Source organism: Pseudomonas sp. FG1 (assembly GCF_034313875.1).
Lineage (GTDB): Bacteria > Pseudomonadota > Gammaproteobacteria > Pseudomonadales > Pseudomonadaceae > Aquipseudomonas > Aquipseudomonas veronii.
In genome coordinates this window covers 5507184-5525815 of record NZ_JAVIWP010000001.1, presented here as the reverse complement: position 1 = coordinate 5525815, position 18632 = coordinate 5507184, and the positions used below count along the sequence as shown (strand labels likewise).

12 protein-coding genes are annotated in these 18632 nt (G+C 62.0%); 3 read left to right on the top strand and 9 right to left on the bottom strand.

Annotated elements, in window-relative coordinates; all coding sequences use genetic code 11:
• Positions 1–10: 10 nt before the first annotated feature.
• On the bottom strand, positions 11–868 hold the full coding sequence (gene copD / locus RGV59_RS25155) for a copper homeostasis membrane protein CopD (protein ID WP_126585762.1): 858 nt from the start codon (positions 866–868) through the stop codon (positions 11–13).
• Positions 869–871: 3 nt separating this feature from the next.
• Positions 872–1237 (bottom strand): copper homeostasis periplasmic binding protein CopC, encoded by a 366-nt coding sequence (gene copC, locus RGV59_RS25150; protein WP_126585761.1) that lies wholly within the window; start codon positions 1235–1237, stop codon positions 872–874.
• A gap of 115 nt (positions 1238–1352) precedes the next feature.
• Here copC and RGV59_RS25145 point away from each other — a divergent pair, with 115 nt between their 5' ends.
• Positions 1353–1973, top strand: coding sequence for a TetR/AcrR family transcriptional regulator (locus tag RGV59_RS25145; RefSeq protein ID WP_046485637.1), 621 nt, complete (start codon positions 1353–1355; stop codon positions 1971–1973).
• Positions 1974–2781: 808 nt separating this feature from the next.
• Here the strand turns inward: RGV59_RS25145 and preA are convergent.
• The 3 genes from preA to hydA form a co-directional block, all read right to left on the bottom strand.
• Positions 2782–4056 carry an NAD-dependent dihydropyrimidine dehydrogenase subunit PreA gene (gene preA / locus RGV59_RS25140; protein WP_126585760.1) on the bottom strand — a complete coding sequence of 425 codons (1275 nt, stop codon included), beginning with the start codon at positions 4054–4056 and terminating at the stop codon, positions 2782–2784.
• On the bottom strand, positions 4056–5423 hold the full coding sequence (locus tag RGV59_RS25135) for an NAD(P)-dependent oxidoreductase (RefSeq protein WP_046485765.1): 1368 nt from the start codon (positions 5421–5423) through the stop codon (positions 4056–4058). The genes preA and RGV59_RS25135 overlap by 1 nt, the downstream gene beginning before the upstream one ends.
• A 156-nt stretch (positions 5424–5579) precedes the next feature.
• Positions 5580–7019 carry a dihydropyrimidinase gene (hydA, locus tag RGV59_RS25130; protein WP_126585759.1) on the bottom strand — a complete coding sequence of 480 codons (1440 nt, stop codon included), beginning with the start codon at positions 7017–7019 and terminating at the stop codon, positions 5580–5582.
• Positions 7020–7621: 602 nt separating this feature from the next.
• Here hydA and RGV59_RS25125 point away from each other — a divergent pair.
• A complete protein-coding gene (locus RGV59_RS25125) occupies positions 7622–9109 on the top strand; it encodes an NCS1 family nucleobase:cation symporter-1 (protein ID WP_046485631.1) in 1488 nt (495 codons plus the stop codon).
• Between the two features lie 132 nt (positions 9110–9241).
• A complete protein-coding gene (locus tag RGV59_RS25120) occupies positions 9242–10525 on the top strand; it encodes a Zn-dependent hydrolase (RefSeq protein WP_046485629.1) in 1284 nt (427 codons plus the stop codon).
• 373 nt (positions 10526–10898) lie between these two features.
• Here RGV59_RS25120 and RGV59_RS25115 read toward each other — a convergent pair whose 3' ends face one another.
• The 4 genes from RGV59_RS25115 to RGV59_RS25100 all read right to left on the bottom strand — a co-directional run bounded on the left by RGV59_RS25115 (position 10899) and on the right by RGV59_RS25100 (position 18467).
• Complete coding sequence (locus tag RGV59_RS25115; RefSeq protein ID WP_126585758.1) at positions 10899–11357, bottom strand: REP-associated tyrosine transposase; 459 nt, start codon at positions 11355–11357, stop codon at positions 10899–10901.
• Positions 11358–12684: 1327 nt separating this feature from the next.
• Complete coding sequence (locus RGV59_RS25110) at positions 12685–14103, bottom strand: efflux transporter outer membrane subunit (protein WP_102617277.1); 1419 nt, start codon at positions 14101–14103, stop codon at positions 12685–12687.
• Complete coding sequence (locus RGV59_RS25105) at positions 14087–15256, bottom strand: efflux RND transporter periplasmic adaptor subunit (protein WP_017848229.1); 1170 nt, start codon at positions 15254–15256, stop codon at positions 14087–14089. Before RGV59_RS25105 ends, RGV59_RS25110 begins: the two co-directional genes overlap by 17 nt.
• Positions 15246–18467 carry an efflux RND transporter permease subunit gene (locus tag RGV59_RS25100; protein ID WP_102617276.1) on the bottom strand — a complete coding sequence of 1074 codons (3222 nt, stop codon included), beginning with the start codon at positions 18465–18467 and terminating at the stop codon, positions 15246–15248. The genes RGV59_RS25105 and RGV59_RS25100 overlap by 11 nt, the downstream gene beginning before the upstream one ends.
• Between the last annotated feature and the right edge of the window lie 165 nt (positions 18468–18632).

Below are 18632 nucleotides of genomic sequence, written 5' to 3'. Positions count from 1 at the left end.
GACTATGGATTCAGCCGGCCATCGCCATCGGGGGCAAGGTGCCGAGGAGGGAGACGGCGGCAACCGCTAAAATACCTAGTAACCATTCAGCCATCACACTGGCCTTCAAGGTCTCCAGTCGTTGTTCGCAGCGCTCGATACGCAAGCGGTTCAGCAGCGCCAGGGCCAACATGCCCAGCACCAGCATCGCCTTGATCAGCAGAATCAGGGCGAAACCGTTGAACAGCGGGGTGGGCCACAGTTGCCCGGTCAATACACGCACGTTGATCAAGCCGGTGACCAGCAAGCCGGCGACCAGGCCATAACCCGCGCCGCTGAAACGCCGCAGAATCGGCTCCAGCCCATGACGCTGCGGTTGGCGCAGGATCAATACCAGCAACAGCAGACCGCCAAGCCAGGCGCCCACGCACGCCAGGTGGACGACCTGATTGAGGATCAGCAACTGGCCGCTGAGCCCGTTGAGCATGGCGCCGTGACCGACCGGGGCCAGGGTCGCCAGCAGCAGGCCGATCAAGGGCAGGCGCAACGCCGACCAGGGTTTGATCAAGGCGATCAACAGCAGCACGTTGAGCAGCAGATGCCAGAGCCACACTTGGCCGAAAAAGGTCTTGCCCAGCACCAATTGCACAGTGGCCGGTTGCAGTGCGGCGTCCCAACTGCCGGCCATGCTGACCGTGATCAGCAGCAACCAGGCCACGCCGGAGCCGAGCCCGAGCCAGGCCAGTGCTCGGCTGATACGCAGCACTTGCCGGTCCAGCGTCGGCTGCGGTGCATTGCCCATCAGCCAGGGCCTGAATACACAGGCCCCGAACATCAACAAGACGACGATGAAATGCAGGAAACGGCACAGCACCAGCAGCGTCGCCATAGGTTATTGGCCGACCTTGAAGCTGTATTCGCCGTTGCTCTTGTGGGTGTCGACCGAGACCGCGTTCCACACCACTTTGTAGGTGCCGGCTGCCAGAGGAGCGGCGGGCGTCACCACCAGGGTTTCCTTGTCGGCATCCGGCGTTGCCAGGCCCTTGATTGCGATTTCGGTGCCGTCCTTGCTCAGGGAAACCTTGGAAAAGGTCGCCTCCACGCCTTCGCTGAAGGTCAGGCGCACATCGTTCGGTGCGGCGACGCTGCTGTCTGCCGCAGGCGTCGCGCTCTTGAGGTGAGCATGGGCAAACGCCGCCGAGGCGCCCAGCAGCGAGGCCAGCAGAGCGACGGTGGTCAGGGTTTTCTTGATCAACATTGAGCAATACCAATCAAAGGATAGGACGGGCAGTGTACGAAGTTTCGGCTCCTCCTGTCGCCCCGATCTAGAGCGGGTGGTAGTCTTTCCGTTATGTCTTTGTCAGGGAGCCCTTATGGGCAAGCACAAGATCGGAATTCGTCGGGTCAACGTCGAAAAAATCCTGCTGGCGGCGGAAAAAATCTTCGCCGAGAAGGGCTATGGCAGCACCGCCATGGCCGATATTGCCGCCGAAGTGCAACTGCCGCGTTCCAACCTGCATTACTACTTCACCACCAAGAGCGAGCTGTACAGCGCGGTGCTGTTCGATCTGTTGGAAGTGTGGAAGCAGGATGCCCTGAGCTTCGAAACCTTCGATGACCCGCGAGTGGTGCTCAGCAGCTACATCCGCGCCAAGATGCAACGCTCGCGCACGCGGCCGTATGGGTCGAAGGTCTGGGCCAACGAAATCATCCACGGCGCGCCGACGCTCGGTGAGGCGCTGGATGAAAGCCTGTACGACTGGGCCAAGATGAAGGAAGCGAAAATTCGCCAATGGGTGGAAGACAAACGCATCCTGCCGGTCGAGCCGGCGAGCCTGCTGTATATGATCTGGGCCTCGACCCAGCACTACGCCGACTTTGATCATCAGGTGAAGATTCTGAACGATCACCAGCCGTTGTCGGATATGCAGTTCGAGAGGGCGATTCAGACGGTGACGGGGGTGATTTTGCGGGGGATTGGGTTGGAGCCTTGAGGCTTGTGGTGAGGCTGAGGGCCTCATCGAGGGCAAGCCCCCTCCCACATTGACTGCATTTTGTCTGAAAGAATGCGGTCAACTGTTTGAGCCTTGAGTCTTGAGTTTTGTGGTGAGGCTGAGGGCCTCATCGGGGGCAAGTCCCCTCCCACATTGACTGCATTTTGTCTGAAAGAATGCGGTCAACTGTTTGAGACTTGAGTCTTGTGGTGAGGCTGAGGGCCTCATCGGGGGCAAGCCCCCTCCCACATTGACTGCATTTGTCTGAAAGAATGCGGTCAACTGTTTGAGCCTTGAGTTTTGTGGTGAGGCTGAGGGCCTCATCGGGGGCAAGCCCCCTCCCACATTGACTGCATTTTGTCTGAAAGAATGCGGTCAACTGTTTGAGCCTTGAGACTTGTGGTGAGGCTGAGGGCCTCATCGGGGGCAAGCCCCCTCCCACAATGAACTGCATTTTGTCTGAAAGAATGCGGTCAACTGTTGGAGTCTTGAGTTTTGTGGTGAGGCTGAGGGCCTCATCGGGGGCAGGCCCCCTCCCACATTGACTGCATTTTGTCTGAAAGAATGCGGTCAACTGTTTGAGCCTTGAGTTTTGTGGTGAGGCTGAGGGCCTCATCGGGGGCAAGCCCCCTCCCACATTGACTGCATTTTGTCTGAAAGAATGCGGTCAACTGTTTGAGCCTTGAGGCTTGTGGTGAGGCTGAGGGCCTTATCGGGGGCAAGCCCCCTCCCACAATGAACTGCATTTTGTCTGAAAGAATGCGGTCAACTGTGGGAGGGGGCTTGCCCCCGATAGCGCTCTACTGGACTACACTGCTTCCCGATAGGGATTACGCGGGTCCTGGGTCCAGTTCAAGAACGGCTTGCCGGTGTCCACCGGTACCATCTCGATGCAATCGGCCACCGGGCAGGTGATCTGGCACAGGTTGCAGCCCACGCATTCGTCATCGATCACTTCGTACTTATGCGTGCCGTCCGCCTGTTTCAAACTGGCGATGGCCTGGTGCGACGTATCTTCGCAGGCAATGTGGCAACGCCCGCAGCCGATGCAGGCGGCCTGATCGATCTTGGCGATCACCTGGTAGTTGATATCCAGGTACTTCCAGTCCGTAGTGTTGCCCACGGCGCGCCCGGAAAAATCCTGCAGGCTGGTGTAACCCTGACTGTCCATCCAGCGCGACAGGCCGTCCTTCATTTCTTCGACGATGCGAAAGCCATGCAGCATCGCCGCCGTACACACCTGCACGGCGCCGCAGCCGAGGGCGACGAATTCCGCCGCATCGCGCCAGTTGCCGATGCCGCCAATGCCGCAGATCGGCAGGCCGTGGGTCTGCGGGTCGCGGGCGATTTCGGCGACCATGTTCAGCGCGATCGGCTTGACCGCCGAACCGCAGTAACCGCCGTGGGTGCTCTGGGTGCCGACCGTCGGCAGGGCGACCATGCGCTCCAGGTCCACGCTGGTGATGGAGTTGATGGTGTTGATCAGCGACACCGCGTCCGCACCGCCGCGATACGCCGCACGCGCCGCCACCCGGATGTCGGTGATATTCGGCGTGAGCTTGACGATCACCGGCAGCGAACAGTACGTCTTGCACCAGCGCGTCACTTGCTCCACATACTCCGGCACCTGGCCGACCGCCGCGCCCATGCCGCGCTCGGGCATGCCATGGGGGCAGCCGAAGTTCAGCTCGATGCCGTCGCAGCCGGTGGCTTCTACCAGCGGCAGGATGTTTTTCCAAGACTCTTCGACGCACGGCACCATCAGCGACACGATCAGCGCGCGGTCCGGCCAGTCCTTTTTGACCTGGGTGATTTCGCGCAGGTTGATCTCCAAAGAGCGGTCGGTGATCAGCTCGATATTGTTGATGCCCAGCACTTCGCGGTTGGCGCCGTAATGCGCCGAGTAACGCGACGACACGTTGACCGCCGCCGGGTCTTCCCCGAGGGTTTTCCAGATCACGCCGCCCCAGCCTGCTTCAAAGGCGCGGACCACGTTGTAGGCTTTGTCGGTGGGCGGCGCGGAGGCCAGCCAGAACGGGTTGGGGGCTTTGATACCGGCGAAGACAATCGAGAGATCGGCCATTACGCAGCTTCCACGTTGAGCATGAGTTGGGCGTGCATGGCTTCTGCCGCCAGCTTGCCGTGTTGCACCGCCTGTACGGTGAGGTCCTGGCCGAGGCTGACGCAGTCGCCGCCTGCATACACGCCGGGGATGCTGGTGCGCAGGTGTTCGTCGACGAAGAGGCGTTCGCCGACCCGCTGCAGTTGCTGGGCCAGCGGGTCGTGCAGTGCGGCGTTGTCGAAACCTTGGCCGATGGCCTTGAAGATCGCATCGGCGGCCAGTTCGAAGGTTTCGCCGGTGGGTTGCAGGCGCCCGTTGTCCAGGTGCGTGCGGGCGAAACGCATGCCGCGCACATGGCCTTGCTCGTCCAGCAGCACTTCCTCCGGCTGGGCCCAGGTCAGCAGGCGAACCTGATTGGCCTTGGCGATGTCCTGCTCATGGCTGGTGGCGCCCATGTCCGCCAGGCCCCGGCGATACACCAGGTTGACGTCGCGGGCGCCGAGGCGGGCCATTTGCACGGCCATGTCGATGGCGGTGTTGCCGGCACCGAGCACGATGCAGCGGTCGGCCAGGGGCAATTGGGTGAGGTCGTCGGCCTGGCGTAGTTCGCGGATGTAGTCGGTGGCGGCGAGCAGGCCGGGGGCGTCCTCATGGGGCAGGCCGAGTTGCTTGCTGGCGGCCAGGCCGAGGCCGAGGAACACCGCATCGAAGTGCTGGTGCAGTTCGCTCAACGACAGGTTGTCGCCCAGGCGCTGGCCGTGACGGATCTCGATGCCGCCGATCTGTAGCAGGAACTCCAGCTCCTTCTGCGCGAAGTCATCCACCAGTTTGTACTTGGCGATCCCGTATTCATTCAGGCCGCCGGCTTTTTCCCGGGCTTCGAAGATCACCACATCGTGGCCGTGCAACGCGGCGCGATGGGCGCAGGCCAGGCCGGCCGGTCCGGCGCCGACCACGGCGATGCGCTTGCCGGTGGTGGCGGCGCGCTGGAACGGGTGTTCGCTGAAGTGCGCGTTGTCGATGGCGTAGCGTTGCAACAGGCCGATCAGCACCGGCGCGCATTCTTCGCCGTGGTTACGCACGCAGGCTTGCTGGCACAGGATCTCGGTGGGGCAGACCCGGGCGCAGCTGCCGCCGAGGATATTGGCCGAGAGAATCTTCTGCGCGGCGCCTTGCACGTTGTCGGTGTGGAGGTTGCGGATGAACGATGGGATGTCGATTTCGCTGGGGCACGCATTCACGCACGGCGCGTCGTAGCAATACAGGCATCGCGAGGCTTCCAGTTGCGCCTGGCGAGCGTTGAGGGGCGGTGCCAGGTCGGTGAAATGACTGGCGAGGGTCGCCCCGTCTTCATGGGGATGGGGGAGGTGGGTCAGGGTCTGGATCACGGTGTGGGCCTCACGGTTTTTTTTCGGATTGCCTCTGGCGGGCATTTTTGTTGCCTGGGTTGGCCTCATCGGGGGCAAGCCCCCTCCCACAGTGATCGCATTGTGTCTGAAAGCATGCGGTCAATTGTGGGAGGGGGCTTGCCCCCGATAGCGGTCTCAGCGGTTCACAGCAACCGGCTTGGAACGCTCAGCCCGCTTGCTCAACTGCTCGAACACCGACGGATACGCCGGCCGTTCCACATACCGCCCGGCACCGCGTTCGGCGCGCAGGTCGCCGTCGGCCCAGACCAGCTTGCCCTGGCTGATGGTGTGGCTCGGCACGCCGCGCACGGTCTTGCCTTCGAAGATGTTGAAGTCGACGTTCTGGTGGTGGGTCTTGGCGGAAATCGTGCGCGTGCCCTCGGGGTCCCACAGCACCAGGTCGGCATCGGCACCGACGCGGATTGCGCCTTTGCGCGGGTAGAGGTTGAAGATCTTCGCGGTGTTGGTGGAGGTCAGCGCGACGAACGCCTGCATCGACAGGCGCCCGGTGTTGACCCCTTCATCCCACAACAGCGCCATGCGGTCTTCGATACCGGCGGTGCCGTTGGGGATCTTGCTGAAATCGTCACGCCCGGCGGCTTTTTGCTCGGCGCAGAAGCAGCAGTGGTCGGTGGCGGTGGTGTGCAGGTTGCCGGATTGCAGGCCATGCCACAGCGCCTCTTGATGCCCGCGCGGGCGGAACGGCGGGCTCATCACGTAGCCGGCGGCGGTCTGCCAGTCGGGGTGGCGGTAGACGCTGTCGTCCAGCAGCAAATGCCCGGCGAGCACTTCGCCGTACACCGCCTGGCCCTTGCCGCGCGCATAGGTGATTTCATCCAGCGCCTCTTTGGTCGAGACGTGTACCAGGTACAACGGCGTGCCGATGGTCTCGGCGATACGGATCGCGCGGCTGGCCGCTTCGCCCTCGACCTGGGACGGACGCGACAGCGGGTGCGCTTCCGGCCCGGTGATGCCCTGGGCCATCAGCTTGCGTTGCAGGTGATATACCAACTCGCCGTTTTCCGCATGCACGGTGGGTACCGCGCCCAGCTCCAGGCAGCGTTCGAAGCTGGCCACCAGGGTATCGTCGGCCGCCATGATCGCGTTCTTGTAGGCCATGAAATGCTTGAAGCTGTTGACGCCGTGATGGCTGACCAGCTCGGCCATTTCCTCGCGCACCTGCTCGCTCCACCAGGTGATCGCCACGTGAAAGCCATAGTCGGCCGCCGACTTCTGCGCCCAGCCGCGCCATTGGTGAAAGGCTTCGAGCAAGGATTGCTGTGGGTTGGGAATCACAAAGTCGATGATCGAGGTGGTGCCCCCCGCCAGACCCGCCGCCGTGCCGCTGAAAAAATCCTCACTGGCCACGGTGCCCATGAAGGGCAGTTGCATATGGGTGTGCGGGTCGATGCCGCCGGGCATCAAGTATTGGCCGCTGCCATCGAGTACTTCGGTGCCAGCGGGAATATCCAGGCCCGTGCCAATTGCGCGAATCAGACCGTCTGTGCATAAAACATCGGCGCGGTAACTTTCGTCGTGGGTAATGATGGTGGCGCCACGGATCAACAGCGACATGTCGAGTTCCTCACAGGCTTGACCGGCTGGTGCCAGTTCTAAGTGTTGTAGTTGTTTTCAGCGCAGGCTTGGTAAAAACCTGTCATCGGTGACAGGAATAGAAACTAGCCGGTGTTTTTAGAATGAGCAAGAAGATTTTTCCTACGCTTAGTTGTGTTTTAACTAATTGAAATATAAGGATAAAAAATTAAAATCACCAAAATGTGGCGACTGATCACCATTTTGACGCACTTGACAGGTTCCAAATATGAACAACATTTCTTATTGCAAATCAGGCGCTTGAGACATGCCACTTGACGGCGGCGGTAAATAAAAATAATTGTGTTGCACCAGATTGAGTCCTGAACGTTCGGACAACTTGCGCGTTATCCAGCCTGCGTCACGCGGCAAGTACCGAAGGACTCATCGGCGTTTGAAATAAAGCTGATAAACATCAGCGAGTTATATATGCGGTGCAGGGTCAGGGCGGGTTGTCGGCACGTTTATTGAGTGCAGTGGCGGCTGGCCGGACCCTTGATGTCATGTTGTTTACGAGGTACTCCGGCCACCTGCACCGACCTTGCAGGTGAGCAACAATAATTCGAAAAAACCGTGGAGCGGCCATGCAACAGAACAGATCGCAAGTTATTGAACGCAACGGCCTGTACGAACTCGACGCCGGCCCCGACGTCCTCGACAGCCCTCGCTACAACCACGACATGGCACCGACCAAGGTGCATGAACGCACGTGGAACAAGTGGCACATCACCGCGCTGTGGGTCGGCATGTCGATCTGCGTGCCCACCTACACGCTGGGCGGGGTGCTTACCGCGTACTTCGGTTTGTCGGTGGGCGAGGCGCTGATGGCGATCCTCCTGGCCAATATCGTGGTGCTGATCCCGCTGACCCTCAACGCCTTCCCCGGTACCAAGTACGGCATTCCGTTCCCGGTGTTGCTGCGTTCGTCGTTCGGCATCCTCGGTTCCAACGTGCCGTGCCTGATCCGAGCGCTGGTGGCGTGCGGCTGGTTCGGCATCCAGACCATGTTCGGCGGGCTGGCGATTCACCTGTTCCTGGGCTCGATTTTCGAGGGGTGGAAGGCCTTGGGCGGCACCGGTGAGGTGATCGGTTTCATGATCTTCTGGACCCTCAACCTGTGGGTGGTGCTGCGCGGCGCCGAGTCGATCAAGCGCCTGGAAACCCTGTCGGCACCGCTGCTGGTGGCGGTGGGCATTGGCCTGCTGGTGTGGGCGATGCCGAACGTGTCCCTCAGCGAGTTGATGGCGATCCCGCCCAAACGCCCCGAAGGTGCAAGCCTGACCGGTTACTTCATGGCCGGCCTGACCGCGATGGTGGGGTTCTGGGCCACCTTGTCGCTGAATATTCCCGACTTCAGCCGCTACGCCAAGAGCCAGAAGGACCAGATCCTCGGGCAGATTTTCGGCCTGCCGCTGACCATGTTCCTGTTCGCCGCCCTCGGTGTGATCATGACCGCCGCGTCGGTGAAACTGGTGGGCGTCAGCGTGTCCGACCCGGTGACGCTGATCGGGCATATCCAGAGCCCGGTGTGGGTCGCCGTGGCCATGGCATTGATCATCGTCGCCACCTTGTCCACCAACACGGCGGCGAACATCGTGTCGCCCACCAACGACTTCCAGAACATCGCGCCCAAGCTGATCAACCGCACTTCGGCAGTGATTCTCACCGGCCTGGTGGGGTTGGTGTTGATGGGCCACGAGCTGCTGAAGAAGCTCGGGCTGATCGTTTCCGATGTGAGCCTGGAGACGGTGTATTCCAACTGGTTGCTCGGCTATTCCAGCCTGCTGGGGCCGATCGCCGGGATCATGGTGGTGGACTACTTCATCACGCGCAAACAGCGCCTGGACCTCGCCGGTTTGTACCGTGACGACGTGTACCCAGCGTGGAACTGGAGCGGGTTTGTCGCGTTTGGCGTGCCGGTGGTGCTGACCTTGCTGTCATTGGGCAGCGACGTGTTCAGCTGGTTCTACAGCTATGGCTGGTTTACCGGTTCGGCGTTGGGCGGCGTGTTGTATTACGGCCTGAATGCCAGGCGTGGCCTGACGCCGATGCCGGCCAAATCCCTGCTGTAACGCGATGGCATGCAGTCAAACAGGTGGTCATTCCACCACTGCATGGGTGACTGACCCACTGCAATCGGGAGCAAGCCCCCTCCCACCTTTGAACTGCATTCCATTCATAACATGTAGCCTGAGGAGATCCCCATGAACGCTGCCCTGGACGTTCTGCAATCGACCCATCAGCACATCAACCGCGACCGTTTGTGGCAGTCGTTGATGGAGCTGGCCAAGCTCGGCGCCACCGCCAAGGGCGGCGTGTGCCGCCTGGCCCTCACTGACCTCGACCGCCAGGCCCGCGACCTGTTCGTGCAATGGTGCGAAGAGGCCGGGTGCAGCGTGACCGTCGACGGTATCGGCAACATCTTCGCCCGTCGCCCCGGGCGTAACCCCGACCTGCCGCCAGTGATGACCGGCAGCCATATCGACACCCAGCCCACCGGTGGCAAGTTCGATGGCTGCTTCGGCGTGCTGGCCGGTGTGGAAGTGTTGCGCACCCTCAACGACCTCAAGGTGCAAACCGAGGCGCCGCTGGAAGTGGTGGTGTGGACCAACGAAGAGGGCTCACGCTTCCCGCCGTGCATGATGGGCTCGGGGGTGTTTGCCGAGAAATTCAGCCTGGCCGACACCCTCGCCAAGGTCGATGCGCAGGGTATCAGCGTCGGCGCGGCACTGAATGCGATCGGCTATGCGGGGACGCGGTCGGAGAGTGGGCACAAAGTCGGCGCCTATTTCGAGGCACATATCGAACAGGGGCCGATTCTTGAGGATGAAAAGAAAACCATCGGCGTAGTGCTCGGTGCCCTCGGGCAAAAGTGGTTCGACTTGACCCTGCGCGGCGTTGAAGCCCACGCGGGGCCGACGCCGATGCACCTGCGCAAGGACGCCCTAGTCGGCGCGGCCGCCGTGGTCGCGGCGGTGAATGCGGCGGCATTGGGGCATCAGCCGCATGCGTGTGGCACTGTCGGTTGCTTGCAGGCTTATCCGGGCTCACGCAACGTCATCCCGGGTGAAGTGCGTATGACCCTCGACTTCCGCCACCTGGAACCGGCGCGCTTGGATTCGATGATCGCCCAGGTACGCCAGGTGATCGACGAGACCTGCGCCAAGCATGGGTTGAGTTTTGAAATGACACCCACCGCCGACTTCCCGCCGCTGTATTTCGACAAGGGTTGCGTCGACGCAGTGCGCGATGCGGCGAATGGGTTGGGGTTGTCGAACATGGACATCGTCAGCGGGGCAGGGCACGACGCGATCTTCGTCGCCGAACTCGGCCCGGCGGGGATGATCTTCGTGCCATGCGAAGGCGGCATCAGCCACAACGAAATCGAAAACGCCGCGCCGGATGACCTGGCGGCGGGGTGTGCGGTGTTGTTGCGGGCCATGGTGGCCGCCTCGGCCGCCATCGCCAGCGGCAAACGCGCGGCCTGAAATGCGGTAAAACCTGTGGGAGGGGGCTTGCTCCGGTCAGTTACAGATGAGCTGGCTGAACCACTGCTATCGGGAGCAAGCTCCCTCCCACATGGGTTTTGCGGTGTTCATATATTGTGTGTCTGGCGCAGGATCAGTGTGGGAGGGAGCTTGCTCCCGATAGCAGTGGTTCAGCCGATACACATGTGATTGACCCACCGCCATCGCGAGCAAGCCCCCCTCCCACATGGGTTTTGCGGTGTTCATATATTGTGTGTCTGGCACAGGATCAGTGTGGGAGGGAGCTTGCTCCCGATAGCAGTGGTTCAACCGACACATATGTGATTGACCCACCGCCATCGGGAGCAAGCCCCCTCCCACAGTTGAACTGTGTCTATACCCAAATGGCATCCCACAACGGGTAGTCGCCAATCCGGCTAACCAATCCCGCCCGCAATGGATTGGCCACCACATACCTGGCCATTTTCACCAGGTCGTCTTCCTTGCGCAGTGCCCGGTCATGGAAACTTTCCTGCCAAAGCCGCCCCTTGCGTCCGCTCGCACCGTTGACGCTCCGTGTGCTTTTGGACTTCACCTGGCGCATCAGGTCAGCCAGCGAGCCTTTTTTCAGTTCGAGCAGCCAATGGAAATGGTCCGGCATGATCACCCATGCCAGGGAGTTCGCCAGCCCTTGGTACTGAGCTAATCGAAACTGCCAGACCACCAAGCGACCGAGATGGAAATTCTTGAATATCGGGATGCGTTCGTGGGTGTTGGTGGTGATGAGGTAGGTACGGTTGGGTTCGCTGAATCGGCCGATACGCAGGCGGTGTGAAGCGGGTAAGTCGGGCATTCCCTGGCCTCTCTCTGGGTGTGTTTTGAGAGGCTAGATGGGTGAACTGCAGGTTGAAGGGCAGGCTTTTGGCAGGATGTGTCTGTGCGAACGCTATCGGGAGCAAGCTCCCTCCCACATGGGCTCTGCGGTGTTCATACATTGTGTGTCTGGCGCCGGACCAGTGTGGGGTTGGCTTGAATCCTCCCACATGGGATCTGCGGTGTTCATGCATTGTGTGTCTAGCGCCGGACCAGTGTGGGGTGGGCTTGAATCCTCCCACATGGGCTCTGCGGTGTTCATACATTGTGTGTCTGGCGCCGGACCAGTCTGGGGTTGGCTTGAATCCTCCCACATGGGATCTGCGGTGTTCATGCATTGTGTGTCTAGCGCCGGACCAGTGTGGGATGGGCTTGAATCCTCCCACATGGGATCTGCGGTGTTCATACATTGTGTGTCTGGCGCCGGACCAGTGTGGGATGGGCTTGAATCCTCCCACATGGGCTCTGCGGTATTCATACATTGTGTGTCTGGCGCCGGACCAGTGTGGGGTTGGCTTGAATCCTCCCACATGGGATCTGCGGTATTCATACATTGTGTGTCTGGCGCCGGACCAGTGTGGGGTTGGCTTGAATCCTCCCACATGGGATCTGCGGTGTTCATACATTGTGTGTCTGGCGCCGGACCAGTGTGGGATGGGCTTGAATCCTCCCACATGGGCTCTGCGGTGTTCATGCATTGTGTGTCTGGCGCCGGACCAGTGTGGGATGGGCTTGAATCCTCCCACATGGGCTCTGCGGTGTTCATACATTGTGTGTCTGGCGCCGGATCAGTGTGGGGTTGGCTTGAATCCTCCCACATGGGATCTGCGGTGTTCATACATTGTGTGTCTGGCGCCGGACCAGTGTGGGATGGGCTTGAATCCTCCCACATGGGATCTGCGGTGTTCATACATTGCGTGTCTGGCGCAGGATCAGTGTGGGGTTGGCTTGAATCCTCCCACATGGGATCTGCGGTGTTCATGCATTGTGTGTCTAGCGCCGGACCAGTGTGGGATGGGCTTGAATCCTCCCACATGGGCTCTGCGGTGTTCATGCATTGTGTGTCTAGCGCCGGACCAGTGTGGGAGGGGCTTGCCCCCGATGAGGCCGGAACTGACGCCGCCGCTATCACAGCAATACCGCGTACCGACACGCCAATGACAGTGATTACACAGCAGTGACCGTGTTTCTCAACAGTCGGCCGGAAGACTGAATGTGCGCTGGATCAGTCGATGATGTTTGGCTGATCCAGCCTCATCAAAGGCAAACCAGCTCCCACCTTTGAGCTGGTTTGCACAAAAAAAGCGTCAGGCGCCAGGTTGCCAGCCGCCGCCCAGCGCGGTGACCAGTCCCACACTCGCCTGCAACTGCCGTGTCTGCACCGCCTGCAAGGTCCGCTGTGCCTGTAACGCCGCTGTCTGCGCGGTCACTACATCCAGATAGCTCACCGCGCCGGCCTGGTAGCTGTTCATCGCCAACGCTTGCGTATGCTGCGCCGCATCTGCCGCGGCTTGTTCATCCTGCGCCTCCTGCTGCAAATCCCTTAGCTGTGCCAGGTTGTCTTCGACCTCGCGCACGGCTTTCAGTACCTGGCTGCGGTACTGTGCCGAGGCTTGTTCGAACTCGGCCTTGGCCTGGCGTTCGTTGGCGCTCAAGCGACCGCCATCGAAGATCGGCAAGTTCATCAGCGGCCCCAGCGCCCAATACCGATTGCCCGCCGACAGTAAATTCCCCACGCCTTGGGTCTGCCCGCCAATCAACCCGGTCAGACTGAAGTCCGGGTACCACGCGGCCTTGGCCACGCCGATATTTGCGTTGGCCGCAAACACTCGGCGCTCTGCCGCCGCAATGTCCGGGCGACGTTGCAGCAGGTGGCTCGGCAGTTGCGACGGAATCCCCGGCAGGGCGATCAGTTGTTGGCTCGCCGGCAGTGTGAAGTCGCTGGCCGCCACGCCAACCAGTTCACCGATGGCATGCTCGGTGAGGTTGCGTTGCCCGCGCACTTCATCCAGTTGCGCCTTGGCTTGGGCGAGCTGGTTTTGCGCGCGGGTCAGGTCCAGTTCCGAAGCAATCTGGCCCTCGTAGCGGCTGCGGGTCAGTTGCAGGGCCTGGCTGAAATCCTCCAGCGAGCTGTTGAGAATCCGACTTTGCGCATCCAACCCATTGAGCTGCACGTACAAGGTCGCCAACTGATGCTGCAAGCTCAAACGCGCCACCGCCAGATCGTCGCCCGACGCTTGCGCCTGCGCATCCCCCGCCGCCACCTGGTTGCGGATTTTGCCCCACAGGTCCAAGTCGTAGCTCAACGAAAACCCCGCCGTGTTGCTGTTGTAAACCGACGGCTGCGTGGTGCCGCGCAGCGGACGCAAGTCGGATTGGCGCTGACGCAGCGGTTGTGCGCTGGCGGTGATTTGCGGGAACAGCCCGGCATGCAATTGGCTGGCATACGCCTGGGATGCATCGAAGTGCGCCAGCGCTGCCGCCAGGTCCGGGTTGGCCTTGAGCAATTGCTGTTGCAACTGATCCAGGCGCGGTTCGCGGTAGAGCGTCCACCACTGCGGCGCCAGTTGGTCGGACGGCTGCGCGCTGTGCCAGGGGCCATCGCTGGTCTGTTCGCGATAGTTGGCCGGCAGGTCGATCGCCGGCACGTTGTAGGTCGGCGCCAGCGAGCAACCTTGCAACGCCAGCAGCATCACCGCAGCAAGTGGTTTAAGCCTTGGGCGCATGGGCACCTCCGGAGGCGTCGGCCAGTTGCACGGGGTCGCCTTCGCGCAGGGCGTCGGGCGGGTTGTCGACCACGCGGTCGGCGGGTTTCAGGCCCTGGTCGATCACCAGGCGTTCGCCCAGGTCCAGGCCGATATGGATGGCCTGCAGGTGTATGTGGTTTTGCGCATCCAGCACCGCGACCTGAGTGCCTTGGGCACGGAAGATCAGCGCGCTGGCCGGGATGCTCACGCCATGGGTGTCTGCCGGAATCGGCAGGGTCGCTTCGGCGTAATCGCCCGGCAGCAACTCGCCGTTGGGGTTGTCGGCGACAAACTGCGCGAGCAGGGTGCCGGAGCGGCGGTCGATGGCGGTGGAGTCGCCGATCAGGTGTGCCTTGAAGTGTTCGCCGGGGTGCTCGGGAACACTCAGCTCGGCTTCAAGCCCGGGGTGGATGACGGCCGCGTAGTTCTGCGGCACCGGTACGTAGAGGCGCAACTGGTGGGTGTCGGCGATGTTGAACAGCTCCGGGTCGCTGTCGGTATCGGCCTTGATCAACTGGCCGATGTCGGTGTTGCGCGCGGTGATGGTGCCAGCGAACGGCGCGCGGATGGTCTTGTAGCTTTCCAGCGCCGATAAGCGTGCGTAATCGGCAGCGGCGGCTTCGGCGTTGGCTTTGGCCGCTGCGGCGTTGGAGGTTTTTTCATCGGCCTCCTGGCGCGACACCGAATGGCTGGCCAGCAGGTTTTGCCAACGTGTCGCGGTGGTGGCGGCCAGCCGCGCATTGGCCTGTTGCTGCACCAGGCGCGCATGGGTCTGCGCCAGTTGTTGATCGAGATCGGGGCTGTCGATTTCGGCGAGGATTTGCCCGGCTTTGACCTGGCTGCCGATGTCGACTTTCCAGTCCTTCAAGTAGCCGCTGACCCGCGCATGGATCGGCGCCTTGCTCCAGGCTTCAAGGTGAGCGGGCAGGCGCAGGGTGTCACCGGCCACGTTCTGCAGCGGCTGGAACACCATCACCTGCGGCACGGCGGCGGTTTCGGTCCAGGCGGTGACGGCGCGTTCGTGCATTGTGCGGGCGTACAGGCCGTTGGCGACCAGCAGGGCGGCCAGGGTCAGGCCGCCGACACCCATGAGCATCAGACGCTTGCGCGAGGGTTTGTGATCAGACGACATGGGGCGTTTCTCCAACAGTTGCGCGAGTAGGCTGACGACCGTGGACCAGGCTGAAGACCACGGGAACAAATAACAGGGTGGCGGTGGTGGCGAGGATCAGACCACCGATCACGGCGCGGCCGAGCGGCGCGTTCTGCTCCTCGGACAAGGCCAGCGGCAGCATGCCGATGATCATCGCCAGGGCGGTCATGCACACCGGACGAAAGCGCGTGTAGCCGGCTTCCAGTGCGGCCTTGACCGCATCGCCATGTTCGGCCAGGCGTTCCCGGCAGAAGCTCACCACCAGGATCGAGTTGGCGGTGGCCACGCCCATGCACAGGATGGCCCCGGTCAACGCCGGCACCGACAACGACGTGCCGCTGAGGAACAGCATCCACACGATCCCCGCCAATGCCGCCGGCAACGCGGTGATGATCACGAACGGGTCGACCCACGACTGGAAGTTGACCACGATCAGCAGGTAGATCAGCACCACCGCGCCGAGCAGGCCGACGCTCAAACCGCTGAAGGCTTCATGCAGCGCATCGATCTGCCCGTGCAGGCTGATCGTCGCGCCTTTGGGGCGCATGGACGCGGTGTCGTCCAGCACTTTTTGCACGTCGCGGGCCACGCCACCGAGGTCGCGGCCTTGCACGTTGGCGTAGAGGTCCAGGGTCGGCTCGATGTTGTAGTGGGTCACCACCGCCGGGCTTTGCACGCGGGAGATGCTGGCCACGCCGCCGAGGATTTGCGATTGGCCATCGGCACCGGTCACCGGCAGCGCTTCCAGCGCCGGCAGGCTGTCGAGGCGGTATTGCGGGGTGGCGGCGACGATGGAATAGGACACGCCGTTGGCCGGGTTGAGCCAGAACGTCGGTGCGGTTTGCGAGCTGCCGGCCAGCGACGCGACCATGCTGTTGGTCACATCGCGCTCGGTGATGCCCAGGCCGTTGGCGCGCAGGCGGTCGACATTCACTTGCAGCGACGGGTAGCCGGTGGACTGCTGGATGCGCAGGTCGGCGATGCCCGGTACGTGTTGCAGACGGCGTTCCAGTTCCACGGCGTAGGCGCGGTTTTCGGCATCGCTGCGCCCGGAGATTTTCACGTCCAGCGGCGCCGGCGCGCCGAAGTTGAGGATCTGGCTGCTGATGTCCGCCGGCAGGAACGCAAAGTGGCTGCCAGGGAAACTTTGCGGCAACGCCTCACGCAGTTTTTTCACGTAGTCGGCGGTGGGCGCGTGGTGTTGTTTCAGGCTGACCTGGATATCGCCGTCCTGCGGGCCGATGGTGCCGCTGCTGCTGTAGGCCATGTCGATACCGCTCAGCGGAATGCCGATATTGTCGACGATGGTGTCGAGTTCGTCGGCCGGGATCACTTCGCGTATCCGCGCCTCGATCCGGTCGAACGCCGCAGCGCTTTCCTCGATCCGCGTACCCAGCGGCAAACGCACATGCAGCGCCAGCGCCCCGGCGTCGGTGGCCGGGAAGAAATCCTGGCCCAGGCTGGGCAGCAGCAAAAACGAGGCGAGCACACAGGCTAAAAAGCCGACGATGAAGCGCTTGCGATTGCCCAGGGCCAACGTCAGCAGGCCATGGTAGGTGTCGCGGATGTTCGAGAAGTGCCGCTCGAAACCCTGCTGGAAATTCAGCACCGACTGCAGCACGGCATTGCGTGGTTTGGTGTGCTGCTCGCCTTCGTGGTGGTTGATGAACGCATCTTCTGGGTGGTGGCCGGTGCCCGGTTCCGGCGCGTGCGGCTTGAGCAGGTACATCGCCAATGTCGGCACCAGGGTGCGCGAGAGGATGAACGAGCTGGCCATGGCGAAGATCACCGCCAGGGCCATCGGCCGGAACAGGTACCCGGCGATGCCTTGCAGCAAGAACATCGGCACGAACACGATGCAGATGCACAGCAGCGAGACGAACGCCGGGCCGACGATCTGCGCGGCGCCGTCGAGGATCGCAGCCTTCACCGCCTTGCCCTGTTCCAGGTGCCAGTTGATGTTTTCGATGGTCACCGTGGCGTCGTCCACCAGAATCCCTACGGCCAACGCCAGCCCGCCGAGGGTCATCACGTTGAGGGTTTGCCCGCTGACCGCCAGCAGCGCGATGGCCGACAGCACCGCCAGGGGGATCGAGGCGGCGATGATCAGCGTCGAGCGCCAGCTGCCGAGGAACAGCAGGATCATCGCGCTGGTCAGCAGCGCGGCGATGATGCCTTCCTGGGCCACGCTGCCCACCGATTGTTTGACGAACACCGACGCATCGCCGAGCAATGAGGTCTTCAGCGACGGCGGCAGGGTTTCGTTGATGCGCGGCAGCATCTGGCGGATGCCGTCGATGATCGACAGGGTGGAGATGCTGCCGTTTTTCAGCGCTGGCATCAGCACCGCGCGATGGCCGTCGACACGCACGATGTTGGTCTGCGGCGGCGAACCGTCACGCACGTGGGCCACCTGGCCGATGGTGATCAGCGCGCCGTCGACGGTCTTGATCGGCAGGTCGTTGAGTTCATCGATGGCCTTGGGGCTGTTGTTGAGCAGGATCGTGTATTCGTTGGGGCCGAGCTTGGCGGTGCCCACCGGGATGATCTGGTTCTGCAACGCCAGGGCATTGCCCACGTCCTGCGCCGACAAGCCTTTGGCGGCCAGCGCCTGCGGGTCGAGGTCGAGGGTGATCTGCCGCTGCTTGCCACCCATGGGCGTGGGCATGGCCAGGCCGGGCAGGGCGCTGAGGGGCAGGCGGATATTGTTCTGCACCAGGTCGCGGATCTTGGCTTCCGACAGTGTCGGGCTGGAGAACGCCATTTGCAGGATCGGCACCGTCGATGCGCTGTAATTGAGGATCAGCGGCGGCGTGATGCCGGGGGGCATTTGCTTGAGCACGGTTTGTGACACCGCTGTCACCTGGGCGTTGGCGGTGCGGATGTCGACGCCGGGCTGGAAGAAGATCTTGACGATGCCCATGCCCGGCAGGGATTGCGATTCGATGTGTTCGATGTCGTTGACGGTGGTACTCAGGGAGCGTTCGTAGGTGTAGATCACCCGCCCGGCCATGGCGTCCGGCGACAGGCCGTTGTACTGCCAGACCACTGCAACGACGGGGATGCCGATATCGGGGAATACATCGGTGGGGGTTCGCAGGGCCGCCATCGGCCCGATGATGCAGATGAATATGGCCAACACGATAAACGTGTACGGCTTTTGCAGTGCGGTCTTTACCAGCCCGAGCATGCGTGAACCTCCGAGGGAGCAGGATTGCAAACCCCGGCAGTCTTGCCCGACCCACCTAACACGCACCTTTCAGCCAGGTGAAGGAAGATTTAGGTATGGGCTGAAGATCGTTTCATGTGTATTCATTTGTTCTACAAAGGGCGGCTCTCCAAGCTTGTGACCCAT